This window comes from Pseudomonas kribbensis (assembly GCF_003352185.1).
Taxonomy (GTDB): Bacteria; Pseudomonadota; Gammaproteobacteria; order Pseudomonadales; family Pseudomonadaceae; genus Aquipseudomonas; species Aquipseudomonas kribbensis.
This window is the reverse complement of the sequence record NZ_CP029608.1, coordinates 1317019-1340754: the sequence shown is the minus strand read 5'-3', so window position 1 is coordinate 1340754 and position 23736 is coordinate 1317019. Positions and strand designations below refer to the sequence as shown.

Sequence of the window (23736 nt, the reverse complement as noted above, 5' to 3'; positions counted from 1 at the left end):
GGCTAGTTGAGTTTGCTCAAGACAAACGTGGTAACGGTGTTCTCAACACCAGGCATCGTCGCGATCAGATTCCACACTTGGTGCACGCGTTCCGGATGGGCGGCTTCGATCCTAACCATCAGATCGAACTCACCACTCATGACCTCGCACATCGTCACCTCTGGAATAGCCTTCACCCCTTTCACCACATCGTCCCCACGCATCCGATCATGTCGATACACGAAGATGATGGCACTGATTGGCGGAGATGGTTTACGCCCCTCACCTATGCGGATCGTATACCCTTGGATAGCTCCATCACGTTCCATGCGCTCAATACGCTGACGAACTGCATTGCGCGAAAGGTTAACTTTGGAGCCAAGCTCAGCATGGGAAATCTTGGCGTTAGCAGCCAGCTCAGCCAGGATCCGCTCATCTTGAAGATCGAGCAGACGTTTCATACAAGCTTCCTATACGCCTTGAAGGAAATGGGTAAGACCATCGATATCTCCCTCACTCAGCACAACATGATCGACAGATAAGGTTGGCGTAGCCGCCACGTCCCCATTCCACACCCCCAGCTCAGCCAAAAGCTGAGAAGACTTGCTGGGAGCAAGTTGAGCGAGGGTCACCATGGGGCTTGCAATGCTGCGCCGATGGAGTCGCGCCGCTAGAGCTCCGGTAGCAGTCTGAGGATCCACCGCTGTGCCAGCCTCTTTGAAAATAGTGAGCAACTCCTCCCTCACTTGGTCGTCGGCTACTGCATAGGAGTCAAACAGCATCCGAGCCTGCAACCACTGCTTGTTCCCGATGCTCAGCTTACCCGAGTCTTCGAAATTGGCCATGAGGTGTTGCACAGTCCTGCCATCACGGTCGTATAGCTCCCAAATGAATCTTTCCAGGTTGGAAAAAAGCGAAAAATCCATTGAAGGTGACAGAGAATGGCTCACCTCACGAGTCGAATAGCTATTCTGGTTGATAAAGCGATGAAGGGCATCATTGGTGTTCGTTGACACGATGACCTGATTTATCGCCAGACCCATTTTTTGAGCAATAAAGCAGGCGTAGATCTCAGCAAAGCTCGCCCCTGGAATACTGAAACCAACCGGGCGTATTCCTCCTCCCAACTGCAATGCACTATGGAAGAAGAAGACAATCTGCGCTAAAACTCCAACCCAATTCGTCGAGTTGAAACTGATAGGAATAACGTCATCTAATGGCCAAGCTCTAAGCACTCTTGAAACAAGTGTTTGGCAGTCGTCGAAGCTGCCGTCAACCTCAATCAACCGGACATGGCCTGAACTAGACGCCTTGAGCCCCGCCAGGCGATCGGCAGGCACTCCATCCCGAGGATAGAGAGCGACCACCTCGACATTAGCCACATCCTTAAAGGCCTCAACGGCTGCAAGCCCAGTATCCCCATTGGTCGCCCCAATGACGATGGCCCGATCAGGTAGAGTAAGAAAGTGAGCCACGAGCCTGGATTGAAGCTGCGCAGCGAAATCCTTGGAAGCCTGTGTAGGCCCATGGTGCAGCTGCAGAACCCACTCATTGGGGCCGATCTGCTGCAGCGGGGCTACGGCTCGATGATCAAAGCGCTGATAGCAATCTTTCAGCATACTTTTCAGAACAGCACTCTCAATTTCGCCTCCAACGAATGGCGAGATCACACGCAAAGCAAGTTCATCAAAAGGAAGCCACGACCAATTTGCGATGTCTTCACTATCAAAGTGAGGCAGGCTATTCGGGACATATAGCCCGCCATCAGACGCCAAGCCTGACAATACAACACTGCGAAAATTGGCAGGTTGTATAGAACCACGAGTGCTTACGTAGTCCATAATCACTCCAAATTAAAATAATCGAACATCCTGCGCTACTCGAACACTATGCTCAGCAGCCCTATAAGCACTTTATGCGCGGAGCATTAGCATTTAAACAGGACAAAACGCATTATTTTATGGCCAATATGCTCTAAAACGAGCAATTTGCTCGCGACGAACTCTTCGGCGGCTGAGAGCCTCTCTATTACCATTAAAAAAGGCCGCTCAAAAGCGGCCTTTTTTATACTTCAATTAATTCATGCCACCGATGAAAATTTCATCAGAAGTAGGCCACCGATAATCATGATTGCAGCAAGAACCCTAAGCATTCCGGCGGGCTCACCCAGAAATACGATCCCAACCGCAAACGCTCCAACTGCACCAATTCCCGTCCAAATGGTGTACGCGGTGCCCAACGGCAAGCTTTTCATTGAATATGATAGCAAGATGAAACTGGCAATAACTGTAGCAATAGTTACAACTGAGGCTCCAATTTTTGTAAATCCCTCAGACTGTTTCATAGAGAAGGCCCAAACAATCTCCAGAATTCCTGCGATGATCAAACAAAACCAAGCCATCGACGGCTCCCTATAGAAGCCGGGTCGTCCCGGCACGATTGACCCAATTAAACGGGGTCGTCCCCTGGGCAAAATAAACCTAGAAAATAAATCAAGCTTCAACTAACTCGGTGGTAATAACAGCACCAGGCATCATTTCCGATAAGCCCGCAACAAGATCATCTGCAGCTGCATTCAATGCCTCAATCGGCATCTCTGGCAGACTTTCAAGTATGAACCACATCTGCTTGGCCTCAGCATCCAAGCGGGTTCGAACGCCTTGGCGCCAGTTCCAGCGACGGCATGTAGCGCCCCGATCATCTCGCCAAATGACCTCACCAGCATCTGGCGACTCATTCGCAGGCTCACCACCTTTCATGGTGTCGAACTCTTCACTCCCATCAGCAATCGTCAACCGGGGCATGCCGACATAAGCGGAAAAATTCTCACCCCCTACTGGGATCGCATATTGAATGCTGATCGCATTGTAAAGGTCGACTATCGGATCAATCACAGGAAGCGCTCCGTCCTTCTTCACTCGTTTCAGCAGAGCTTCTGCGGAACAAGGAGTGCGCTGAGGTTTAGCACCGAATTTTCGGAATGCATCAGCCCAAGCTGCAAGGTGAGCATCACTCCAATTCGAGTTACCAGTCTCAACCACTTTGTACGCGCGTTCCATTGCTCGGGCTGCTACACCAGGATTGACGATCGGAGCGGCTTCAACCACAACACTGACTGCTCTAAAACCAGGAGCAAGCTCGGCAACCCTAGGGTCAATTGACGGATGTACAGAAAGCATCAGAGAATCTCCTCAAATTGACCAATTTAGAGCATTTTACTGACCAATGACCAGAAAAGTCAATATATCGACCGACCCAAGCATACATGTTCAGCAGGTGAGCGAAGCCGTTGCAAAGCGGCTCAGAGAGGCGCGCAAGCAGCAAAAAATCTCACTTGACGAATTGGCACGTCGCTCTGGGGTGAGCAAGGGAATGGTAGTTGAAATCGAAAACTGCAATGCCAACCCCAGCATCGCCATCCTCTGTAAAGTCTCTGCAGCACTGGGACTGTCGGTAGCCGACGTCGTCAATGTGGCAAGCACCCCCGCTGCCCGGCTCATTGAAGCGCAGGAAATTCCAACATTGTGGAACGGCCCCAAAGGCGGGACGGCTCGTTTACTAGCGGGTACCGCCGGGCCCAATATGATTGAGCTTTGGAAGTGGGAAATGAAGCCCGGAGAGTTTTTCGAGTCAAGTAGCCATCCGACTGGCACATTCGAACTGTTTCACGTTGAAAAAGGCACCTTGAAGTTAATAATTGATGGTGTTGAGCTCATTATCAACGAGGGATCCTCAGCAATCGCAAAAACAGATGTGCCCCATCAATATGTCAACGGTGCGAAAAGTAATCTAATTTTCAGCATGACAGTTGCAGAACTGCATCAGTGACGGTTTTTCTAAGGTAAAAAAAAGCCTCCTGGTACGGGGAGGCAAAGAGGGTTACCTACGAAGAATAGCTATCTGGGAGAGCGCATGAACTCTCCTGGATACGACTCATTTGCGGAAGGTTTCGTCCAAGGCTGCCGAGATGTCTTTGATCAAATCATCAGCATCCTCAAGACCAATCGACAGACGCAGATGGCCATATTCGAGAAATTCTTTCGGATAATGCTCGGAGCCTCCTCGCGCCTCAGGCCCTACGTGGACAATGAGAGACTCGTCATGACCAATCGAGACGGCTGAAGTGATGACCTTAAGTTTTGCAACGAAGCGGTTCTGGACGTCTGAACAACCTTTGATAGCAAATGCCATCACAGCGCCAAACCCCTTGCCTTCAAATTGGCGTCTGGCCAGTTCATGCTGAGGGTGCGACGGGAGGCCCGGGTAGTAGACGTAAGCGATCCGATCATCAGAATCAAGGTAAGTAGCCACCTTCTCAGCCGTAGCGAGATGCTGGCGGATTCGCAGAGGAAGCGTCACCGAGCCTCGCATGATCAGCCAGGCATTGAACGGCGAAATAACAGCCCCCAAGTCAACCAGGGCGTCATGCTTAATTCTACCAATCAGCTCTTTGCTGCCGATCACAATGCCGCCCATGGCATCACCATGGCCATTGATGTACTTGGTCAGAGAGTGAACTACGAGGTCAGCGCCCTTACTCAATGCATGGAAGAACGGCGGCGGAGTGAACGTGGCGTCAACCGACAGGAGGATGCCATGCTCTTTAGCAATGCCTGCCAGGCCTTCGATATCAGCGACCTTCGTAGTAGGATTTCCGATCGACTCGGTGTGAATCAGCTTGGTGTTCGGCTTTATTGCCTTACGCACCGCCTCCAAATCCCCCATATTCACAAAGCTGGCTTGAATGCCATAACGCTCAGGCAGCAACTCGGCGAACAAGCGCCACACTGCTTCGTAAGTCACATCCCCAACAACAATGTGATCACCACTTTTCAGGAACGTGAAGAACACAGAGTGCAATGCAGCCACACCTGTCGCGAACGCTGCGGCAGCCTCGCCCCCCTCAATAGCCGCTAGCTTCCTCTCAAGGCAAACCTGGTTGTGACCGGCATTTCGGGTGTATACCAAACCATCTGGGCTCGACCAGTCCATGTCCTCCGGATCATCTGGAAGACGATAAGAGTTCGCCATCACCAACGGAGTACGTACAGCTCCGGTGGTGACATCCATGACGTTACCGCCATGAACAGCTTGACTACTAACCCCCAATGTTGCCAGGTTTTCTTTATCTGGACGCATCTTAATACCCTCTCGCTTATTGAACTTTTTAATTAGGGCTTAAAACCCAAGCCATGACATGCCTCAGCATCATCGGTAGAAACCAACTCCTGCCTCTCATCAAACTTTAACTTTCCACTTGCAATATCATTCACGCGACCACGTACCAAATACCATCCGATCACAAGAATTGCACAGTAGAATGGGATAGATGCAGCAGAGTAAGTACCCACCGGGTAATCAAGAGCAATCAGAACAAATACAAGAACGAAAAACACCAAAGTCGCATAACCACTATAAGGGGCAAACATCATTCTGAATCTAGGCCGCTCAACAAGCCCCTTCTGAGACAGCTTATAGAGTTTTAGCTGACAAATAATAATTACACCCCATGCACCCAGCATCAAAATTGCCGTCAACGACATGGCGATCTCAAAAGCCTGATCTGGAAGGAATGCATTCATTGCAACTCCCACCAGAGAGGCAGCAGTGGTAAACATGATTCCAGCAAATGGCACGCCACTTCTATTCATTTTTACAAGAAAAGGCGGTGCAGAACCACTTACTGCAAGCGAACGAAGAATACGACCAGTTGTGTAAATACCAGCATTAAGTGATGAGATAGCTGCCGTAAAAAGAACCATATTCATGATTGCATCAGCGCCTTGCACACCAATGGCACCAAAGAAGGTCACTAATGGACTCACTCCTGGGACATAAGAGGAGCTTGGCATAAGCAAAGACAACAGCAATATAGTGCCAACATAGAAAACAACAATACGGAACACAACTGCTCGAATCGCTTTAGGCATAACCTTTTCAACATCCTTGGCTTCCCCCGCAGCTGTCCCGACAAGTTCAATACTACCGTAAGCGAAAACAACTCCTTGAATTAGGATAACAGCGGGCATGACACCATACGGGAACCATCCCCCATGGTCGGCGATCAGCTGAAACCCAGGAACATGACCATCAATAGGCGTTCCGAAAACAACCATATATACACCCACACAGAGGAATGTAACTAAGGCTGCCACTTTGAAGAAAGCGAACCAAAACTCCAGCTCACCGAAAATCTTTACAGATACTAGATTAATTCCAGTAATCGCAGCCAACACTCCTAGCGCAGATACCCACTGGGGTACATCTGCAAGAAAAGGCACATATGCTTTAAAAAAATTCAAATAGAGAGCGGTTGCTGTGAGTTCTGCAATGGCAACAGTAACCCAGTTCGTCCAATACATCCAACCAGCAGCATAAGCGAGCTTTTCGCCATAAAACTCTCGCGCATAAGACACGAAAGACCCTGTGGAAGGCCTATGGAGAACGAGCTCACCGAGAGCGCGGATAATGAACCATGCAAATACACCACACACAGCAAAAGCAAATACGAGAGACGGCCCCGCCTCTGAAAGTCGTGCACCGGCTCCAAGAAACAAGCCACTGCCTACCGCGCCACCGATAGCGATCATTTGAATTTGCCGGGCCCGAAGCGTCTTTTTGTATCCAACATCTTCTGCGCCGACATACTTTTTCTTACCCGAGCTCGCCGAACTGGCAAGTGCAGGTTCATTATCTTTAAAACTCATACCCTTACACCTTATTATTATATTGCAGTAGGGCCTACATCAATCGAGGCCCTACTTTAAGCAGCAACTTTCTAGAGAAACTTTAGGGAGCTACTCTGATGGCCCGTTCAGGCAAATGACCTTAGGCTGGGTCATGTCTTCATAAGCAAAACGCACGCCTTCACGCCCCATGCTGCCGTATTTGAAACCACCAAACGGCATGGCATCGAAGCGATAATCAGACGAGTCGTTGATCATCACTCCACCAGCTTCAAGCAGCTTGGCTGCCTTCATTGCGGTGTTCAGGTTGCTGGTGAAAATGCCAGCATGCAGGCTGTACTCTGGGGCATTCGCGAGCGTCAAAGCCTCTTCTAGCGTGCTGATCTCTTGCAGGATCACGATGGGGCTGAACACTTCTTCCTGCCAAACCTTGCACTCAAAGCTCACGTCTTCCAGTACTGTTGGGTAGAACAGCGTGCCTTCCCGCTTGTTGCCAAGCAGAACCTTGGCGCCCTTGTTTACTGCTTCCTGCACAGACTCTTCAGCTCGCTTTGCAGCTGCCTCCGAGATCATTGGGCCAACATCAGTCAATTCATTTGCCTGGTTCCCAACAATCAAGGCACGGGACTGCTCTATGAATTTTTCCTTGAAAATCTGATAGATTTTTGTATCGATCAGAATTCGTTGGGTGCCGATGCAGTTCTGACCAGCAGCCCAGTAGGCACCAGAAACGCAGGACTCCACGGTAGAATCAAGTTCACAATCCCCCATGACGATCACTGGCGCATTACCGCCAAGATCCATGGCCATTTTCTTCAAGCCAGCAGTCTTTGTAATCTGCTCGCCGGTAATGAATCCGCCGGTGAACGAAATCATACGAACAGCGCGATGAGCAACCAGAGCTTTACCCAGCTCAGCGTCACCAGTTGCTATTGAAACAACTTCTCCAGGCAAGCCAGCCTTAATAAGGCAATCGACCAACTTCAATGCCGACAATGGAGCAAGTTCAGAAGGCTTCAGCACTACGGAGTTGCCGCCTGCGATTGCCGGGCCCAGTTTGTGGGCAACCAGGTTCAATGGATCGTTATACGGAGTGATTGCCAAAATGACGCCCAGAGGTTCGCGAGTGAACCAACCCTGACGCGATTCGGAGCCAACATAAGAATCGAATGGAATCACCTCGCCTGCGTTCCGTTTAGCCTCTTCCGCCGACAGCTTGAGAGTGTTTACGCAGCGGAGAACTTCTTTGCGCGCTTGGCGGATGGTCTTGCCAGACTCAGCCGAAATCATCTGAGCAAAAGCGTCCTTGTCCTTCTCAACCAACGCAGCTGCTTGCTCCAAGATACGAGAGCGTTCAGCACGAGAAAGGTTACGAGCGATCACTGCACCGTGCTTTGCAGCCTCGATTACCAGATGGGCAGAGGTTGCCGGAACCTTAGCCACTACACCAATCACAGAGCCATCAAACGGGTTGAATACTGCGATCTCTTCGTAATCAGTGGACAGAGCCATACTCAAACTATTCATATTCAGATCGCCCGTTTAGTTTTGTTCTTGTGAATGCTGATAATGTCGGACAGCAGCGCATAGGCGGTTTCAATACGGCCTGCACCAGCACCAACCACAGTGATAGGGCCAAGAAGATTGGTTTCGAAAGTGACAGCATTCGTTGCACCACTTACCCCGGCCAACGCATCAGAGTTCTGCAGAAGCTGCGGGCTAACCGAAGCAGTTACGGTGCCGCTTGCACTGCGCTGGGCACTACCGATGAGTTTCCAACGGGAATCTTGGCGAGCGGCATTCTCAACGTCGGTCGCAGTAATCTTCGAGATTCCTTCACAGCAAACATCATTAGGAGTCAGCTTCGCTCCCAGTAGCTCGTTAGCAAGGATCACGACCTTGAGTCGAACATCATGCCCTTCTACGTCCGCAGTAGGATCTGCTTCGGCATAACCCAGATCCTGGGCCTTCGCCAAAGCGCTACCGAAGTCCAAGCCAGCTTGCATACTGCTCAAAATAAAGTTAGAGGTACCGTTAAGGATGCCTTTGAAACCAGTAATTTCCGAACCAGCCAAGGTTTCCTGCGCCATGCGAATCACGGGAGTACCGCTCATCACGGCTCCTTCAAATTCGAATGCAGCACCGGTGCTAGCAGCCAGCTTCTTTAACGCAGCGGAATGCAGTGCCACTGGGCCTTTATTGGTCGTTACTACACTTACACCCTTTTCCAAAGCCCAACGACAGAAGGTATTGGCAGGTTCACCATCCACTGGATTTGTGAAGGTTGCTTCAGCAACAATATCTGCCCCTGTGAATCGAATGACAGTCTCGTTGGCGGGTTCAGCACAACCGTTATCCAAAGAGGAGAACGCTCCCTTTGTAGCCGGGACAGCTACTAGCGCTTTAGGATCAATGCCTTCTTTTCCAATTACCGAACCTAGGAAAATGTCGCTGACACCTACGATTTTCAGAGTAAAGCCAAGCTCTTGAGCCCAGACATCATTCTTTTCGGCTACCAGTTGAGCCAGCGCTCGGTTCACACCACCGAAACCCAGCAAAGCAATTTTGTATTCAGTCACAGTAACGGCCTCATTTTGTTATTAATCACTGGAGGAAATCGTAATCTGCAGCCCTGCTTAACCAAATATGCCAAACCGACTTATTTCACTGGCAAAACGCTCGTATTCCATGTCAATTTGCCCGACGCTTATTTTGTATGGGACAAAACAAAAGAGGTGACGGTATCCATCACACCTGGCAAGCTTGCAATATCAGCCCACACCTTATTGATACGATCAGAAGAAGTCGCCTCAACAGTCAGAACAATATCCAAATCCCCACTCATGACATTACAAGCGACAACTTCTGGAATTCCAGCAACAAAACGTACAACCTCTGCTCCCCGCATACGATCTTGGCGATATACAAAAACCAAAGCTCGTATTGGAGGATGCTCTGAGAAAGCTGATCCTTTTACAATGGTATAGCCTTTGATATAACCATCTCGCTCTAAACGTTCGATCCTCAAACGGACAGCGTTTCTAGAAAGATTAACTTTCATCGCAATATCGTTATGAGCTAAACGCGAATTCCAAGTAAGTTCTTCTAGAATCTTTTCATCAACTTTGTCCAAAGTGCGTTTCATCGCCACCTCCGGATCGCGCAAAGCAATCATTCAAATTTAGACTTTGATTCAGACATCAAGGCGCCCCCCCTCGATCCTGACAGGAGCTAGCCAGCAACCCTGGCAAAGATGAGTCCCTCCATCCGTATGCACGAGACCTACATTTTCATCAGAGCAAGCAGCTGCAGTCGTCGAACGTTGACACAGATTCGTGGTATCGACTGTAAAAGTCAATATACTGACCGACGAATCGCCACCCTGTCCGCAGGCTGGCTGGTCAACCCAGTATGACTTTGATGAAGCGGAGGATAAAAAAATGACTGCAGCAAGTGTTTTCCACTCACTATTCAAATACAAAGCTTGGTCAGAATCTGAGCTGTTCAGAATTTTGGCAGCGTCACCCAAAGCGCCAACTAGCTCAAATATGCCAGATGCACTTTGGCATCTGGCACATATCAATATTGTTGATAAATTATTTATTGGCAGACTGCAAGGAGAACTCATGCCATGCAGCTCGACTACTACCGAAGAGCCACAAAGCATAGTAGATCTATCGTTCAAATTTGCCGAAGCCAATAACTGGTTTATTAACTACACAAAAAATATTACTGAGACTGAACTCGACAAAAGATTAACCTTTGTTTTTGCAGATGGCAAAACAGGGGATATGAACAGATCTCAAATGCTAACCCATGTTTTGTCTCATGGATTATTACATCGCGGGATGGTTAGCGGCTTGCTTCCTTTTGCAGCTGCAGAAGGTTGGCGCGACCACTTCACTACATTCTTGAAAGCCGAACAGTAATAAAGAAAGACTGGGCGTTACACGGTAGCGCCCCCCCATTAACCACAAGTGACTGAGTATTTGATCTACTTCTCCCTAGTGACAGCGAGCACTGAGCAGTACTGCTGAGCACTCGCAATATCACTTAGGCGAGTTCAAGTTCTTTAATTACCAGGGCAAGCTTCTCGCGAATGACACCACTGGCACTCTTGAGCGGGGCCGGCAGGCAAGCCCTATTCACCAGACCTTGCAACTCTGCTGCAGCAGCGACTACTCGTAGGCTTCCGCCACATTCCGCAAACAGGCTCCAAAGAGGCTGCAAGCGCTCGGAAAGCCGGATAGCCTCTGCGCTGTCCCCACCTCTAGCAGCCCGACTCAGCTCAAGAGCTGTACGCGGGAACAAGCCACCGATCACCGAGTACCATGCTTCACAACCAGCATTCAGCCCTGTGGCCGCAGAGGAATCACCACTCACTCCAATCGTGACGTAAGAAGGAATCAGCGCCCGAAGCTGATCAACTCTAGCTCGGGCCTGGGTCACAGATGCCGGCACACCCGGAATTTTAATGGAACGCACATTCGGAAGTTGCGCAATCCTGCCGTGCAGAGCATCAGAGAAATGGAAGTTGGTGGTACCTGGATTGTCATAGACACAAAGAGGCACAGAGAGGTTGGCTGTAACAGTCTTGTAGAGGTCATACACCTCTTCATCCTTCAGCTGCTGGTAAGACATAGGAGCTAGCAAGACACCATTCACCCCAGCTTTTTGTGCGTCTTCAGCATATTCCAGAACGTCCCGAGTACGAAGCGCGGCGATACTCACCATTACTGGAATCTTCCCAGCATTCTGCACAGCGAGCTGGGCTACCTTCGCCCGTTCAGCCCGGGAAAGGTACGCATAGCTGCCTGTCGAGCCCAAGGCACCAATAGAATCCACACCAGCCTCCACAAGACGTGTTACCAAGCGAACGAAGCCCGCTTCATCAATCTTGTGCTCATCCATGGGAGTCAACGGGAACGCACTCAGTCCGGTAAACATAGCTACAACCTCCGAATTTCAATGTGAAATCACTTTCTTTGGCGCGAACGCATCCGTATCGCCGTATTGGCGGTTTACGAAAATCCAAATCAGTCCTGCCGCAAATTAGAAAAAATCCGCTTATCTAAGCCGCAATCCAATAACCCAATTTCCGTCCATCAAAGGTAGCTGCCTGCCAACCGGGGCTGGTCGATCTGCCAGCAGGGACGTTCCTTCCGGCCTTAGACACCGAGCTGCCAGGCCATGTTTCGATCGGTGCTTCAACCTCGTAGGCAGAAACGCTAGAATTGTCCTAATCGAAATCCTACATTGGCATAGGACAAAAGTGAAGATCACAGGTAGCACTGCAGCAGAAATTTATGAATGCATCCGTGAGGCCGTTCAGGTTGGAACGCTTCAGCCAGGAGACTCCCTACCACCCGTCCGGGAACTGGGCGAGGAACTAAGCCTCAACCGAAACACGGTTGCCGCTGCGTACCAACGCCTTGTGAAAGCTGGCATCGCTATGACACAAGGCAGATATGGCACATCCATTTGCGAACAGCCTCAGGCGGGTGAGCAAGAGGGGCTAAGCAAAGACACTGCACTTATTGATCTTGCTGATGGAAATCCCGATCCGGATGCACTCATTGACATTTCGACATACATAAGTGGGAAGTGGCCAAGGCCTTTCCTCTATGGTGATGAGACCGTTCTGCCAGAACTGCATCGCTGGGGAAAAGAATGGTTGGCACAGGACTGCCCGACAGGATTCGAGTTAGAGCTGGCACATGGTGCTGTTGACGCGATTGAGAGACTGGCAGCTGCTCACCTTGTCTCAGGTGACAAGGTCGCCGTGGAACAACCATGCTTTCTGGGAACTATCAATGCATTGAGGCTCTCAGGTATGCACGCTGTGGGCGTGGCAATCGATGAAGAGGGAATAGTTCCCGAATCGCTGGAGGCAGTATTAAAGGACGGAGCGAGAGCCGTTCTGATCACCCCAAGAGCCCACAACCCTACCGGATGCAGCCTTTCTAACTCCAGGGCAAAGGAGATCAGCAAGGTTCTTGCTCATTATCCCAACGTATTTGTGATTGTGGATGATCACTTTGCGCTGCTGGCAGAAACCGCTTATTACTCAGTCATTCCCGAGACGTCGACTCGGTGGGCGTTAATTCGATCTCTTTCAAAGGCCTTAGGGCCAGACCTGCGCGTAGCATTTCTAGCTTGTGATGCCGGCACTGCTGAACGTCTTCGCACACGTCTTGCACCTGGTATGACATGGGTGAGCCACATACTTCAGACCATCATTGCTCGATGCCTTATAGACAAGGGGACAATCCCCCACCTAAATCAGGTACGACTTCAATACAGTGAGCGTCGGGCAAATCTCCGTCGCCTGCTCGATGGGATAGGTATCAGCTCATTTGAGTCCTCAGACGGATTCAACGTCTGGATTCCCATTCAAGGGGATCTCAAAGACGTCGGTTACGAGTTAGCCAAACGCGGCTGGCTGGTGCGGTTAGGCAGCGCATTTACGGTTCAAGACTGCCCTCAAGCTCTCAGGGTTACCGTGTCAAAGCTCCCAGATGACCTCGCCCAGGCTTTTGCAACGGATCTTAAGGCCTCACTCTTACAGCCCAAGCCAGCACCATAACCTGACCCCACCTACGTTTCTCTCAGCGAGAATTCTGAGCGCGAAGCGTGGGCAGCCGAAAGCGTTTACGAAGCACTGCATGGAGGTCAAAGGCGACTTTTGAAGTAAGTCGCCTACCTGTCGAGAAAAAAGTCCATCTTCAAAACCGGGCCGACTCCAAGGGTCGTCCAGGCATCTGACCAATGGTCATTATATTGACTTTTGCAGTCATATGAACCTAGAGTCTCACTGCGATGCCGAGACGGCCTTTGGACAATCGCAGCGGATTCAGCCTTCTGCCCGATACACCGGTGCAGCCTCTCCAGCTTGCCATTCAGACAAGACAATCGACACCAGCACCATTGTCCAGAAAAGCGGATATTCCCACCCGCCTCCAGTGTTGCTAAACAACCAGCCATTAGAGGAATGCGCCCATGTAGCCCCAAGCAGAACCGGGATCGCTGCTAACGCGGCATAACTAGGCTTCACTCTGAGGACAAGCATTACACCTGTAACAATCTCGACAAGCAGAGTGACCCAAGCCAAAAAACCTGGGAGGCCAATCGACTCAAAAAATGAAACTGTACCACTCATGGTGAATACAAAAACTTTGAGATAGAGCGAATGGGTTATGAGTGCTATGCCAGCTGTAAAAGAAAGAATGAAGCTACCAAGGCGAGCAGTTTTAAATTCAGTCATGTGATTTCCTTTTATTGAACACAGGACTCAACGCCCTGCTTAGCGATCATTCTGGGCAAGTATTTGGACAAGAACAATCTGCACTTTTACTAAATAGGAATGCACAAATGCACAACTGGGACTGGGATGACCTTCGCTTGATTCTTGCGGTGGCTGAGCATAAATCATTTGCAGCAGCAGCGAGGTTACTTAATGTCAACCACACCACCGTACTGCGACGAGTCAACACATTTGAGCATGAGCATGGCCTACGGATTTTCAATAGGCTTTCAGCTGGTTATACATTAACTGAAGCAGGAGAAGAATTGCTGAGAACCGCCGAGATCATGAGAGAAGCAGTCAGCAACCTAGCATTCAGATTTGAGGGAAAAGATCTTAAACTAGAAGGAACCCTTCGAATCACTACATGTGACACGATTATGGGCTCCATACTTCCAGAAATTCTGGAAAGATTCAGCAAGCTACACAAGAAAATTGTTGTTGAATTATCTACTGGAAATTTTGTGACTGATTTGGCTCAACGGCACGCAGATGTAGCAATAAGAACTGGAGACAACCCTAGTGAATCTCTAATTGGAAGGCATCTTGCTGATGTCCGTTTCGCTTTGTATGCCTCTGATGAAATAGCAAAAAAAATTGCGGGAACAGATCCTCTTGATTTCAATAGCTGGATTTCACCTGACTCCACTTTCAGCCAAATGGCGATTACAAAATGGATTCAATCAGCGATACCTGCCAATTCAATAGTCTTTAAGGCAAACTCATTGATTTCTTTGAGGCAAGCTGCCATTGCAGGGATGGGAATAGTTCCCCTACCCTGCTATTTAGGAGATAATACCATCGGACTAACCCGGCTGGCATCGCGAGCCCTGGATCAATTTAAAACCGGCCTATGGATTCTGACCCATAAAGATCTCCGTCATACCGCTAGAGTACGCGAATTCATTTCATTTGTTAGTGATGAACTACGCCAACACTCTTTTTAGAGAATACGACTTGGCCAGTACTTTCAATTTAATGGATTATGTCCGAAATGATCCGACCAACTCCTTGAGGCGCACAGCTTGAGATTCCAGACTCGTGCAGGCACTCAATGTTAACTGAAGATTTTTTACGCTTTCTGCATTTAAACCATTAATCTGGGCTATATCTTTGTTTAGGGACTCAATAACAGAAGACTGCTCTTCAGTCGCAGTTGCGACTGCCATATTCATTCCATCAATATCGCCCACGTGGTGATTGATAATATTGAGATAAACCCCAGCTTCATTAGCCACAGCCATGCCTTGCTCGCTGAGTAGCTCACCCGTATTCATCCGATTGACCGCCTCACGAGCTCCCGTTTGAAGCACCTCGATCATCTCGTGAATCTCTTGGGTGGAAGCCTGAGTTCGGTAAGCCAGGCTGCGAACCTCATCAGCCACTACTGCAAAACCTCGTCCAGCCTCTCCAGCTCGTGCAGCCTCGATTGCAGCGTTAAGCGCTAACAGATTAGTTTGCTCCGAGATTCCTCTGATTACTTCTAAAATTCGCCCAATGGTGACGGTTTTCTCGCTCAATGATTCAACGCTGCTGGAAGCATGACGAAGATTTTCAGAAAGCTCATTCATCTTCGAGATAGTATCAACAACAACTATTCCTCCTTCATGGGACTGACCACGTGCCTCAGCCGCTTGCATTGAAGCACCACCTGCGTTACGGGCAATCTCTTGGGCAGCCGCCCCCAATTCGTGAATAGCTGTAGCTACACTATCTGTCCGCTGAGCTTGCTCGCCAGACATCGACAAAGAGTCTGCAGAAGATTTTGTCACGTGTTTCACCTCTGCAAATACTTGCTCAGTAGCAGATGACACCTCACAGATCGAATCATATATCCGCTTAACAAAAATATTGAAGTCCTGAGCCAACAAACCGAACTCATCCTGCGATTTTACATTCAGACGTTTCGTTAAGTCTCCATCTCCCTGCGCTATGTCTTTCATCGCCTCGCTGATACACCGCAACGGGCGCATTAGCCAATAGATCAACACACCCAACAGCACTATGGTCACTACTACAGTGCCTGACGTAGCGAAGAAAGCTGCAACCCGAAAACCAGTCAACTCGTGGAGGGCTTTGTCTTTATCCAGCGCTAAGCCGACATACCATTTCACCGCCGGTAAGCCTTCAATGGGAGAGAACATCACTAACTCACTTTTCCCCAACCGCTGAACCTCAATGAGATCACCATTGAAACCTCTCCGGTCACTAGAATACTCAGAAACAAAATCCTTCATGAGTAATTCACGATTAGGATGAACCAGTATTTTCCCATCTGAATCGACCAAAAATGCGTAGCCCACTCCCTTGAGATCCACTGAGCTTATAATTTTCTCCACTGTATCGAGCGTCAAATCTCCCGCTACAACGCTTTGAAGATCAGCACCATTAATAACCGGAGCTGCTATGGTAAGCATTAGCTTTCCATTAGTGTCGTCACGATAAGGCTCAGTCAGAATAGTTTGTTGCTTGTCAGCTGCAACCTTAAACCAGGGTCTGGATCTCGGATCATAATCATCGGGCATTTGATCTTGAGGTCGTATAAAAAATGACCCGTCCACTCCACCAATGTAAGTAAATGCAAAAACAGATTTCAAGACAGATTGATCTAACACAGCGCTTAGAGCTTCCGGGCTCGCCGGGGCAGCTAGCAATTCTTTCAAGCTATCAATCAGAAGTAACCTTCCGGACATCCATAGGCTAATGCCATTAGCTGTTGAGTTACTGAGGCCTGACAGCTGAGTTTCGATGCTTCGATACAGCGCAACCCTCTGCAAGCTATCATTGTAAATAGAAAAACTGGTAAAAGCGGCAATCACCACCAAAGCGGCGGACAATATAATTTTGTGGGAAAATTTTAATTTCATTGACGACTACCTTATCGCCCAAAAAAAAGCCAACCGAAATAATCGATTGGCCTGAATGCGAATAGATTGTACTTATTTCAACCCAGTCGAGAGAAACTGCTTCAAGCGCTCACTGCGCGGATTGGACAAAATATCGGCGCTGCCTTGCTCCTCAACCAGTCCTTGATGAAGAAACAGTACTTGGCTAGAGACTTGTCTGGCAAAGGCCATTTCATGAGTCACCATGAGCATCGTTCTCCCCTCCTCTGCGAGCGTCTGAAGCACCTTCAGCACCTCACCTACGAGCTCTGGATCCAGGGCTGATGTAGGTTCGTCGAAAAGCAGTATCTCCGGCTCCATTGCCAAGGCCCGAGCGATCGCCACCCGCTGTTGCTGACCTCCCGAAAGAAATCCAGGGTATTGCTCTGCAACCCTTGCTGGAAGACCAACTTTGTCCAGATATTGGCGAGCAACCTTTTCTGCGACAGCTTTTTTCACACCTAATACACGCTGAGGAGCCAACGTTATATTGTCCAAAACGCTCAAGTGACTCCACAAATTGAAATGTTGAAATACCATCGCCAACCGAGTCCGCAGACGCTGCAACTCACTTGCCTCAGCTATGCGTAGCCCATGCTTATCTTTAACCATTCTGATTTCACGGCCATCAAGTGTCATTGCACCATCAGTAGGTGTCTCCAAGAAATTGATGCACCGTAAAAATGTGCTTTTGCCAGACCCACTTGAGCCTATCAGGCTGACGACATCCCCCTTATTTGCCTTCAGGGAAACGCCTTTAAGGACTTTGTGATCGCCGTAGCTTTTGTGAAGATTATCAACAGTCAGCTTATAAACATATTCTGATCCCAGGTTGATGCGTTGAGTTTGTTCGATGCTGTTTGAGGTTATTAAACTGGTCATGCTCAAAAATCCTATAAGTCAATGGGCCGGGCCCAAGAACGACAACCAGCGTCGCTCAGCGAGTCGAAAAAAGCCAACAAGTGCAAATGAAACGGCAAGATAAATGAGCGCAGCTAAACCGAACGCTTGAAAAGTCAAAAAGGTTTCCGAGTTTGCATCACGTGCCACTTTCAAAATATCTGGTATCGTTGCAGTAAAGGCTACTGACGTGGAGTGAAGCATCAGAATGACTTCGTTGCTGTAATAAGGGAGTGCCCGCCTCAGTGCTGATGGGATGACAACAAACATATACATCCTCCACCCACTCAGGCCATACGCCTTGGCCGCCTCCACCTCGCCGTAAGGTATATTCCTGATCGCTCCTGCAAATATCTCCGTTGTATAGGCACATGTATTTAATGCAAACGCAAGAATCGTGCAATTCATTGCATCTCTGAAAAAAGTATCCAGGACTGGCTGAGAGCGAACTGCTGCAATACTGTAGATTCCAGTATAGCAAATCAAAAGCTGAATATAGAGTGGTGTGCCCCTGAATAGATAAGTGTAAAATTGAACTGGCCAACGCAGATACACATGTATCGAAACTCGGGCAATGGCTAGCGGGATCGCCCCAATAAACCCCAGGATAATTGATGCGGTCAATAGCCATAGCGTCATCGCTAGGCCAGTTATCCCTGCTCCATCCGTGTACAAGAATGACTTCCAATACTCTTGCACTAAATCGATCATTGCAGAGCCTCGCGTGAACCGGCTGAATACTTACGTGAAAGTCTACGCAATATGCAGTTGGAAACCGTTGTAATAAACAAATAGACTAGACCTGCCAGAACAAGGAAAAAGAAAAGCTGAAATGTACTTTTTCCGGCGTCCTGCGCAGCTTTCACAAGATCTGCAAGTCCAATGATTGAAACGAGAGCGGTCGCTTTCAATAGCACCAACCAATTATTACCTATCCCAGGCAGCGCGAAACGCATCATCAGTGGAAAACTAATTAGGAAAAAACGCTGTGATCGCCCTAAGCCGTACGCAATAGCTGCTTCTGCTTGCCCCTTAGGTACAGCCAGCAATGCACCACGAAACGTCTCAGTAAAATAAGCTCCGTATATAAAACCCAGGGTTATCACCCCAGCTGCAAAGGGATCTATTTCTACATAGTCCCACCCAATATATTTAGTAAGTTCAGTAAGCCAGGTCTGCAAGCTGTAAAAGATCAGCAGCATGAGCACCAGATCAGGTACCCCACGAATGAGCGTGGTGTACAACTGTGCGGGCAATCTGAGCACCCGTAGTGGTGAAAGTTTTGCACTAGCACCAACCAGGCCCAGCACAACACTCACTACTAGGGACAGTAGGGAGAGTTGTAAGGTCATCCAAGTGCCTTTCAACAAAAGCGGCCCGAAGCCATAAAAGCTGAGCGCAGATAAGCCCGTAGCTTCCAAAACGTTTTCAATCATGATCAACAGACTCTTGATGAGATGAAGCGCCTACCCGAAGTAGGCGCAACCAGTCACTTACCGCTATAAAGGTTCAAATCACCAAAATATTTCGACTGCAGTCGATCATAAGTCCCATTTTCATGGATGGTCTTAATGGCGGAGTTCAATTGATCCTTGAGGTCATCATTCCCCTTCGCTACCGCAATAGCTGTAATGGAAGGCAGTAGTTCGCTGTCCACCTGTTCACTCATTTCATAATCTGCACCTTGCGGTGAGTTTAAGAAGCCAGCTTTGGCTTGAAGTGAGTCTTGAATAGAGGCATCTAGGCGACCAGAAACCAAGTCATAATACACTTGGTTCTGGTTCTGGTAGGACTGCACTTTCACGCCCGCCTTTTTCAACACCGCTTTTGCATAACCTTCCTGGATGCTGCCCTGAAAGAAGCCAACACTTTTTCCTTTCAGCGACTCTACATTAGCACTAAGCCCCGAGCCTTTCTTATAAACGTATGACGTTGGCCCCGAGAACAATTCATTGGTAAAGTCTACGGCTTTTTTTCGTACGGGCGTTACTGTCATAGAAGACAAAATACCATCAAACTTGTTAGCACGCAGACCAGGAATAAGTCCATCAAAATCGCTTTCTACCCACTTACACTCAGCTTTCAACTCTGCGCAAATGGCGTTACCTAAATCAATATCAAACCCAACAAGGCTTCCATCAGGAGCCTTCGACTCAAACGGTGCGTAGTTTGCGTCCACACCAAAACGGATTTCTTTATATTCTTTTGCTTGAACAAAGCTGACACAGAGGGGTAGCACTGCCAAAGCAGTGAGCTTACGAAGCGCGATCATGGAGTTGTCCCTAGGTATTGTAATTAAATTAAGGGCATGCTGCTGTTTTTTTCACTTTCATAACACTGAGTTAATGCAAGCACTAAGCAAGCTATAGGGCGTCTATTTTTTCAAAGTAGCCTTAGCTAAGCCGATCCAGCTCTTGCTCGCAGTTTCCATGCTACGCCTTCACGCAGCCTGTTCAAGATGGCAATAAGCTCAACATGATGAGCTTATTGCTCGTAAATGCTAGCAATAAGCTCAGATGAACCCATATCACAAGTTTCGCCCCCCGCCCTGTGCGAGACCGAGGTATATTTCCATACAGAAGGTTTTTTATAATTAAAATGTCGAGCAAAGACATCTTCAACCACTTTCCTACGGTTTTCCCCAGCTAATTTAAGGATGTTACCAAGTAGTATCACTCGACCGCTGTACTATTGTGTAGTTTGAGGTTCTTTATTTCTGGCGAGTCTGCACAGTCTCCTTTTTCGCCAACTGCAGTCTCAATCTTTAGAGCTGATAACGCAGCCAATAAAAAAAGGCCGTTTGGGCCTTTTTTGCAATCAAACCAAACTTAGCTGGTCAGCCAAGACTCAACGGTCGCGGAGCCATGTTCTGCCTTCCAATCTTTCAACGTCTTATGGTTGCCGCCTTTAGTTTCAACAACTTCCCCAGTGTGCGGGTTTTTATAGACCTTCACCTGGCGAGGCTTGCGACTACCGGCTTTGGACTCAACCGCTGGAGCGCGACGACCTGCTTGTGGATCTAGCAGGTTGATCACGTCCTTAAGACTGTAGCCATACGTTGCGAGCAAATCGCGCAGTTTGGTTTCAAACTCAATTTCTTTCTTGAGGCCTGCGTCACCCTTGAGGGCTTCCAGAGCCTGGAGCTGTTCGGCAAGGTGTTTTTCGAGTTGGCGAAATTCCGCAAGTTTTGACATGACAGGTCTCGATTAGGTAGGTAACTAAGAGTGTATTGCAGTTCTGCATTTTGTGCCCGCTTCGTGACCGGGCTAGGGCAAATTATGAATTAGAAATAATTATGGCTCAGCCATAATTCCAAATAATTTTGAAGAGCACGTCGTTCCCCCGACAAATACTGTCGACTCTCGGTTTTAGTCAGTCGTCAGCATCGGACGCCAGCGAGAGTGGCTGAACCAGATGCGAGCCCTGATTACGAACATTCCCCACATCCTTCGCAACCTTGTACCAATGGAAGTCTGTAGCGGGCCTGCAGTGCTCCAGTGCTAATTCGCGAGCACGTTTAGGTGAGGTGCCGGGATCGACCCATTCGCGGGCGTGCTCAGGAGCCAAAACCAGCGGTTTCCGATCATGGATATCTACCATTCCTTGATCGCTGGCGGCGATGATGATCACGAAACCGTCTCTATCATCCGGCTCCAGGCCTTCGTGCACCTCAGCCAACCCTGCGAAGAACATCGGAATTTGCTCTTTCAGAGTTATAAAATATGGCTGCTTTTTCTTCGGATCTTCTTCGTCCTTGACCCATTCGAACCAGCCGTTCGCCGGAGCAAGCACGCGTCCGTTTGGCCACAGCCGATTGAAAAACTTGCCGGTGATGACCGTCTCGACTCTGGCATTGATAGGGTCAGGACGCTTCCCCTTCGCCCAGAAAGGCGCCCATCCCCATTTGATCTTATCCACACTCAAGCCCTCTCGAACGGGCCGAATTATTTCTACCCGAGTCGACGGTGCCACGTTGTACCGCTCAACGGGCCAAAGGTCATAGCCATTGATCACCAGCTGCTTTGGCGCAAGCTCCTTGAGGTAGTGATCCATGGGTTCGTAGATCGAGTAGCGTCCGCACATGGTGTCACCCGTCGAATTGTCGTACCTAAGAGATTGACCGCAAGCGAACTGAATCGTTAACTGTATATACGTACAGTCAACCACCTCTCAAGGCTTGCATCATGAGTATCACCATCCTCGGCCCACTCGCGTCTGGCGGCAGGAAGCTACCCCTCTATTCAGCAAGAGTTCCGGCAGGCTTTCCCTCCCCTGCAGCTGACCACATCGAAAAACACATTTCCCTCGATGAGCTGTTCGATATCCGCGCGCCACACGTGTACCTGGTGAGAATTGACGGAGATAGCATGCAGGGCGCCGGGATCTTCTCAGGGGATCTGGTAGTTGTTGATCGAAGCATCGATGCAGTGAGTGGGGATATCGTCATCGCGGCGCTCAACTCTGATCCCTTCTGCAAACGCCTGCTTCTGCGAGAGAACGCCGTTGTGCTTGTGTCAGAGAATCCAATATATCCGGCGAGACATGTCATGGAAGGCGATGAGCTTGTGATCTGGGGCGTTGTAAAATACAGCGTGCGCGATCATGACAACACGTGAGCCTGTCTTCGCCCTGATCGACTGCAACTCGTTTTACGCAAGCTGCGAGCGGGTCTTCAGGCCCGACCTGGCGAAGACGCCCATTGTAGTGCTGTCCAACAACGACGGCTGCGTAATCGCGCGTAGCTATGACGCTAAGCCTTTCGTGAAAATGGGCCAGCCGTATTTCCAGATCAAAGACCATCTACGCCAGCATGGAGTCGTGGCGTTCAGCAGCAATTACGCTCTGTACGGCGACATGAGCGAGCGCGTCATGACTATCATCGAATCGATGGTGCCGGCACTTGAGGTCTACAGCATCGATGAGGCATTTGCCGATTTGACTGGCATGCTTGGAGATGTGTCCGCGTTTGGCCGACACATGCGCTCCACCCTTTTCAAGCGTACAGGTATTCCAGTCGGGGTAGGGATTGCACGCACGAAGACGCTGGCCAAACTCGCCAACCATACAGCCAAACGGCTGCTGGACATCACCGGAGGCGTGGTGGATCTGTGCGATCCGTTCAAGCGAGACTGGACGTTGCGCAACACCGACGTCGGCGAGGTTTGGGGCGTCGGGCGTCGCATGAAGGCACACCTGGAAACGATGGGGATCAAGACGGCGATGGACATGGCGAAAGCCGACCCATGGATGCTTCGACAGAAATTCAGCGTGGTGATTGAGAAAACGGCTCGGGAGCTAGCCGGTACGCCATGTTTGGAACTGGGGGAAGCTGAGCCACCGAAGCAGGAGATTTGCTGCAGCAGGATGTTCGGCAACCGTCTCACACACATCGAGCCGATCAAGGAAGCGGTCGCTACCTACACCCAACGCGCGGCGGAAAAGCTCCGAGCGCAAAACTCACTGTGCAAGAAGATCCGCGTGAGTATCAGGACAGGCATGTTCAATCCCGAAGAAGCGAAGTACGCGAACGGCGCACTCGTCGAACTCCCCTACCCCACAAACGACGTTCGACTCATGACCAAGGCTGCGACCGAAGCGGTCAATCGCCTCTTCCGACCAGGCTTCAAGTACAGCAAGGCGGAGGTTCTGCTGATGGATCTACGGCAGCCAGGTGAGTTCACCGATGATCTGTTCGCGCACTCTCAACCCGCGATGGCAGACAAGGTCATGAGTGTTCTAGATGAGATCAATAACCGCTGGGGAAAGGGAGTTGTCCGGTTAGCTAGCGTACCTGCGGCGCCTGAATGGGCGATGCGTCGAGACCTAATGAGCCAGAGTTATACGACCAAGATTGATCAACTGTGGACGGTGAAGGCTGGATAGCAGGCAGGCAGAAGCGAACAAGCGTCCGACGTAAAGGACATTGTGAATGGCTGTTTACAGCCGAAAGCGGCCACTGGTTGGCTCCGATGATGGATTTGAC

The 23736-nt window shown here is 49.5% G+C and carries 24 protein-coding genes and 1 pseudogene; 6 read left to right on the top strand and 19 right to left on the bottom strand.

All coding sequences use genetic code 11. From position 1 onward, the window contains the following. Window positions 1–2: 2 nt before the first annotated feature. The 4 genes from DLD99_RS06090 to DLD99_RS06075 form a co-directional block, all read right to left on the bottom strand. Window positions 3–440, bottom strand: a complete 438-nt coding sequence (locus tag DLD99_RS06090) for an Lrp/AsnC family transcriptional regulator (RefSeq protein ID WP_114881608.1) — start codon at window positions 438–440, stop codon at window positions 3–5. A gap of 9 nt (window positions 441–449) precedes the next feature. Further along, entirely contained in the window at window positions 450–1820 is a 1371-nt protein-coding gene (locus DLD99_RS06085; RefSeq protein ID WP_114881607.1) for a pyridoxal-phosphate dependent enzyme, read from the bottom strand. 239 nt (window positions 1821–2059) lie between these two features. After that, the gene (locus DLD99_RS06080; RefSeq protein ID WP_114881606.1) at window positions 2060–2380 is read right to left on the bottom strand and encodes a DMT family transporter; all 321 of its coding nucleotides are present in this window, start codon (window positions 2378–2380) and stop codon (window positions 2060–2062) included. A gap of 91 nt (window positions 2381–2471) precedes the next feature. Further along, the gene (locus DLD99_RS06075; protein WP_114881605.1) at window positions 2472–3158 is read right to left on the bottom strand and encodes a B3/B4 domain-containing protein; all 687 of its coding nucleotides are present in this window, start codon (window positions 3156–3158) and stop codon (window positions 2472–2474) included. A gap of 97 nt (window positions 3159–3255) precedes the next feature. Here DLD99_RS06075 and DLD99_RS06070 point away from each other — a divergent pair, with 97 nt between their 5' ends. Further along, on the top strand, window positions 3256–3807 hold the full coding sequence (locus DLD99_RS06070; protein ID WP_244220780.1) for a helix-turn-helix domain-containing protein: 552 nt from the start codon (window positions 3256–3258) through the stop codon (window positions 3805–3807). Window positions 3808–3912: 105 nt separating this feature from the next. Here the strand turns inward: DLD99_RS06070 and DLD99_RS06065 are convergent, their stop codons facing one another. The 5 genes from DLD99_RS06065 to DLD99_RS06045 all read right to left on the bottom strand — a co-directional run bounded on the left by DLD99_RS06065 (window position 3913) and on the right by DLD99_RS06045 (window position 9810). Beyond that, entirely contained in the window at window positions 3913–5118 is a 1206-nt protein-coding gene (locus DLD99_RS06065) for a trans-sulfuration enzyme family protein (protein ID WP_114881603.1), read from the bottom strand. Between the two features lie 32 nt (window positions 5119–5150). Then, entirely contained in the window at window positions 5151–6686 is a 1536-nt protein-coding gene (locus DLD99_RS06060; protein WP_114881602.1) for an amino acid permease, read from the bottom strand. 90 nt (window positions 6687–6776) lie between these two features. Next, a complete protein-coding gene (locus DLD99_RS06055; protein ID WP_114881601.1) occupies window positions 6777–8192 on the bottom strand; it encodes an aldehyde dehydrogenase family protein in 1416 nt (471 codons plus the stop codon). 2 nt (window positions 8193–8194) lie between these two features. Next, a complete protein-coding gene (locus DLD99_RS06050) occupies window positions 8195–9244 on the bottom strand; it encodes a homoserine dehydrogenase (protein WP_114881600.1) in 1050 nt (349 codons plus the stop codon). Window positions 9245–9372: 128 nt separating this feature from the next. Further along, window positions 9373–9810, bottom strand: a complete 438-nt coding sequence (locus DLD99_RS06045) for an Lrp/AsnC family transcriptional regulator (RefSeq protein ID WP_114881599.1) — start codon at window positions 9808–9810, stop codon at window positions 9373–9375. Between the two features lie 295 nt (window positions 9811–10105). On the opposite strand from DLD99_RS06045, the gene DLD99_RS06040 reads away from it, so the two are divergent. After that, on the top strand, window positions 10106–10594 hold the full coding sequence (locus DLD99_RS06040) for a DinB family protein (RefSeq protein WP_114881598.1): 489 nt from the start codon (window positions 10106–10108) through the stop codon (window positions 10592–10594). Between the two features lie 124 nt (window positions 10595–10718). Here the strand turns inward: DLD99_RS06040 and DLD99_RS06035 are convergent, their stop codons facing one another. Further along, entirely contained in the window at window positions 10719–11612 is an 894-nt protein-coding gene (locus DLD99_RS06035) for a dihydrodipicolinate synthase family protein (protein WP_114881597.1), read from the bottom strand. Between the two features lie 325 nt (window positions 11613–11937). Between DLD99_RS06035 and ptsJ the strand changes: the two genes are divergently transcribed. Continuing rightward, the gene (gene ptsJ / locus DLD99_RS06030; RefSeq protein ID WP_114881596.1) at window positions 11938–13251 is read left to right on the top strand and encodes a MocR-like B6 salvage transcription factor PtsJ; all 1314 of its coding nucleotides are present in this window, start codon (window positions 11938–11940) and stop codon (window positions 13249–13251) included. A gap of 267 nt (window positions 13252–13518) precedes the next feature. On the opposite strand, the gene DLD99_RS06025 is transcribed toward ptsJ, so the two are convergent. Further along, window positions 13519–13929, bottom strand: a complete 411-nt coding sequence (locus DLD99_RS06025; protein WP_114881595.1) for a DoxX family protein — start codon at window positions 13927–13929, stop codon at window positions 13519–13521. Window positions 13930–14036: 107 nt separating this feature from the next. Here DLD99_RS06025 and DLD99_RS06020 point away from each other — a divergent pair, with 107 nt between their 5' ends. Continuing rightward, complete coding sequence (locus DLD99_RS06020) at window positions 14037–14915, top strand: LysR family transcriptional regulator (protein WP_114881594.1); 879 nt, start codon at window positions 14037–14039, stop codon at window positions 14913–14915. A gap of 36 nt (window positions 14916–14951) precedes the next feature. Here the strand turns inward: DLD99_RS06020 and DLD99_RS29610 are convergent, their stop codons facing one another. The 8 genes and pseudogenes from DLD99_RS29610 to DLD99_RS05985 form a co-directional block, all read right to left on the bottom strand. After that, window positions 14952–15710 carry a methyl-accepting chemotaxis protein gene (locus DLD99_RS29610; protein WP_425273013.1) on the bottom strand — a complete coding sequence of 253 codons (759 nt, stop codon included), beginning with the start codon at window positions 15708–15710 and terminating at the stop codon, window positions 14952–14954. Window positions 15711–15860: 150 nt separating this feature from the next. Continuing rightward, window positions 15861–16835, bottom strand: a pseudogene (locus DLD99_RS29605) (cache domain-containing protein); the annotation flags it as partial. A gap of 72 nt (window positions 16836–16907) precedes the next feature. Continuing rightward, entirely contained in the window at window positions 16908–17735 is an 828-nt protein-coding gene (locus DLD99_RS06010) for an ABC transporter ATP-binding protein (RefSeq protein ID WP_114881592.1), read from the bottom strand. A gap of 18 nt (window positions 17736–17753) precedes the next feature. Next, window positions 17754–18464 (bottom strand): ABC transporter permease, encoded by a 711-nt coding sequence (locus DLD99_RS06005; protein ID WP_114881591.1) that lies wholly within the window; start codon window positions 18462–18464, stop codon window positions 17754–17756. Next, window positions 18461–19189 (bottom strand): ABC transporter permease, encoded by a 729-nt coding sequence (locus tag DLD99_RS06000; protein WP_114881590.1) that lies wholly within the window; start codon window positions 19187–19189, stop codon window positions 18461–18463. Before DLD99_RS06000 ends, DLD99_RS06005 begins: the two co-directional genes overlap by 4 nt. Before the next feature lie 53 nt (window positions 19190–19242). Then, entirely contained in the window at window positions 19243–20025 is a 783-nt protein-coding gene (locus tag DLD99_RS05995; RefSeq protein WP_114881589.1) for a transporter substrate-binding domain-containing protein, read from the bottom strand. A gap of 556 nt (window positions 20026–20581) precedes the next feature. Next, on the bottom strand, window positions 20582–20947 hold the full coding sequence (locus DLD99_RS05990; protein WP_114881588.1) for a histone-like nucleoid-structuring protein, MvaT/MvaU family: 366 nt from the start codon (window positions 20945–20947) through the stop codon (window positions 20582–20584). Window positions 20948–21125: 178 nt separating this feature from the next. Further along, window positions 21126–21836, bottom strand: coding sequence for an SOS response-associated peptidase family protein (locus tag DLD99_RS05985; RefSeq protein ID WP_114886606.1), 711 nt, complete (start codon window positions 21834–21836; stop codon window positions 21126–21128). Between the two features lie 101 nt (window positions 21837–21937). Here DLD99_RS05985 and DLD99_RS05980 point away from each other — a divergent pair, with 101 nt between their 5' ends. Both DLD99_RS05980 and umuC read left to right on the top strand, forming a co-directional pair. Continuing rightward, window positions 21938–22369 carry a LexA family protein gene (locus tag DLD99_RS05980; RefSeq protein ID WP_114881587.1) on the top strand — a complete coding sequence of 144 codons (432 nt, stop codon included), beginning with the start codon at window positions 21938–21940 and terminating at the stop codon, window positions 22367–22369. Further along, window positions 22356–23636 (top strand): translesion error-prone DNA polymerase V subunit UmuC, encoded by a 1281-nt coding sequence (gene umuC / locus DLD99_RS05975; RefSeq protein WP_114881586.1) that lies wholly within the window; start codon window positions 22356–22358, stop codon window positions 23634–23636. The genes DLD99_RS05980 and umuC overlap by 14 nt, the downstream gene beginning before the upstream one ends. Window positions 23637–23736: the final 100 nt, after the last annotated feature.

Bases quoted from the DNA above. Each gene is read 5' to 3' on its own strand.
- DLD99_RS06090 (WP_114881608.1), bottom strand. From the start codon at position 440: ATGAAACGTCTGCTCGATCTTCAAGATGAGCGGATCCTGGCTGAGCTG.
- DLD99_RS06085 (WP_114881607.1), bottom strand. From the start codon at position 1,820: ATGGACTACGTAAGCACTCGTGGTTCTATACAACCTGCCAATTTTCGC.
- DLD99_RS06080 (WP_114881606.1), bottom strand. From the start codon at position 2,380: ATGGCTTGGTTTTGTTTGATCATCGCAGGAATTCTGGAGATTGTTTGG.
- DLD99_RS06075 (WP_114881605.1), bottom strand. From the start codon at position 3,158: ATGCTTTCTGTACATCCGTCAATTGACCCTAGGGTTGCCGAGCTTGCT.
- DLD99_RS06065 (WP_114881603.1), bottom strand. From the start codon at position 5,118: ATGCGTCCAGATAAAGAAAACCTGGCAACATTGGGGGTTAGTAGTCAA.
- DLD99_RS06060 (WP_114881602.1), bottom strand. From the start codon at position 6,686: ATGAGTTTTAAAGATAATGAACCTGCACTTGCCAGTTCGGCGAGCTCG.
- DLD99_RS06055 (WP_114881601.1), bottom strand. From the start codon at position 8,192: ATGAATAGTTTGAGTATGGCTCTGTCCACTGATTACGAAGAGATCGCA.
- DLD99_RS06045 (WP_114881599.1), bottom strand. From the start codon at position 9,810: ATGAAACGCACTTTGGACAAAGTTGATGAAAAGATTCTAGAAGAACTT.
- DLD99_RS06040 (WP_114881598.1), top strand. From the start codon at position 10,106: ATGACTGCAGCAAGTGTTTTCCACTCACTATTCAAATACAAAGCTTGG.
- DLD99_RS06035 (WP_114881597.1), bottom strand. From the start codon at position 11,612: ATGTTTACCGGACTGAGTGCGTTCCCGTTGACTCCCATGGATGAGCAC.
- DLD99_RS06025 (WP_114881595.1), bottom strand. From the start codon at position 13,929: ATGACTGAATTTAAAACTGCTCGCCTTGGTAGCTTCATTCTTTCTTTT.
- DLD99_RS06020 (WP_114881594.1), top strand. From the start codon at position 14,037: ATGCACAACTGGGACTGGGATGACCTTCGCTTGATTCTTGCGGTGGCT.
- DLD99_RS29610 (WP_425273013.1), bottom strand. From the start codon at position 15,710: ATGTCTGGCGAGCAAGCTCAGCGGACAGATAGTGTAGCTACAGCTATT.
- DLD99_RS06010 (WP_114881592.1), bottom strand. From the start codon at position 17,735: ATGACCAGTTTAATAACCTCAAACAGCATCGAACAAACTCAACGCATC.
- DLD99_RS06005 (WP_114881591.1), bottom strand. From the start codon at position 18,464: ATGATCGATTTAGTGCAAGAGTATTGGAAGTCATTCTTGTACACGGAT.
- DLD99_RS06000 (WP_114881590.1), bottom strand. From the start codon at position 19,189: ATGATTGAAAACGTTTTGGAAGCTACGGGCTTATCTGCGCTCAGCTTT.
- DLD99_RS05995 (WP_114881589.1), bottom strand. From the start codon at position 20,025: ATGATCGCGCTTCGTAAGCTCACTGCTTTGGCAGTGCTACCCCTCTGT.
- DLD99_RS05990 (WP_114881588.1), bottom strand. From the start codon at position 20,947: ATGTCAAAACTTGCGGAATTTCGCCAACTCGAAAAACACCTTGCCGAA.
- DLD99_RS05985 (WP_114886606.1), bottom strand. From the start codon at position 21,836: ATGTGCGGACGCTACTCGATCTACGAACCCATGGATCACTACCTCAAG.
- DLD99_RS05980 (WP_114881587.1), top strand. From the start codon at position 21,938: ATGAGTATCACCATCCTCGGCCCACTCGCGTCTGGCGGCAGGAAGCTA.
- umuC (WP_114881586.1), top strand. From the start codon at position 22,356: ATGACAACACGTGAGCCTGTCTTCGCCCTGATCGACTGCAACTCGTTT.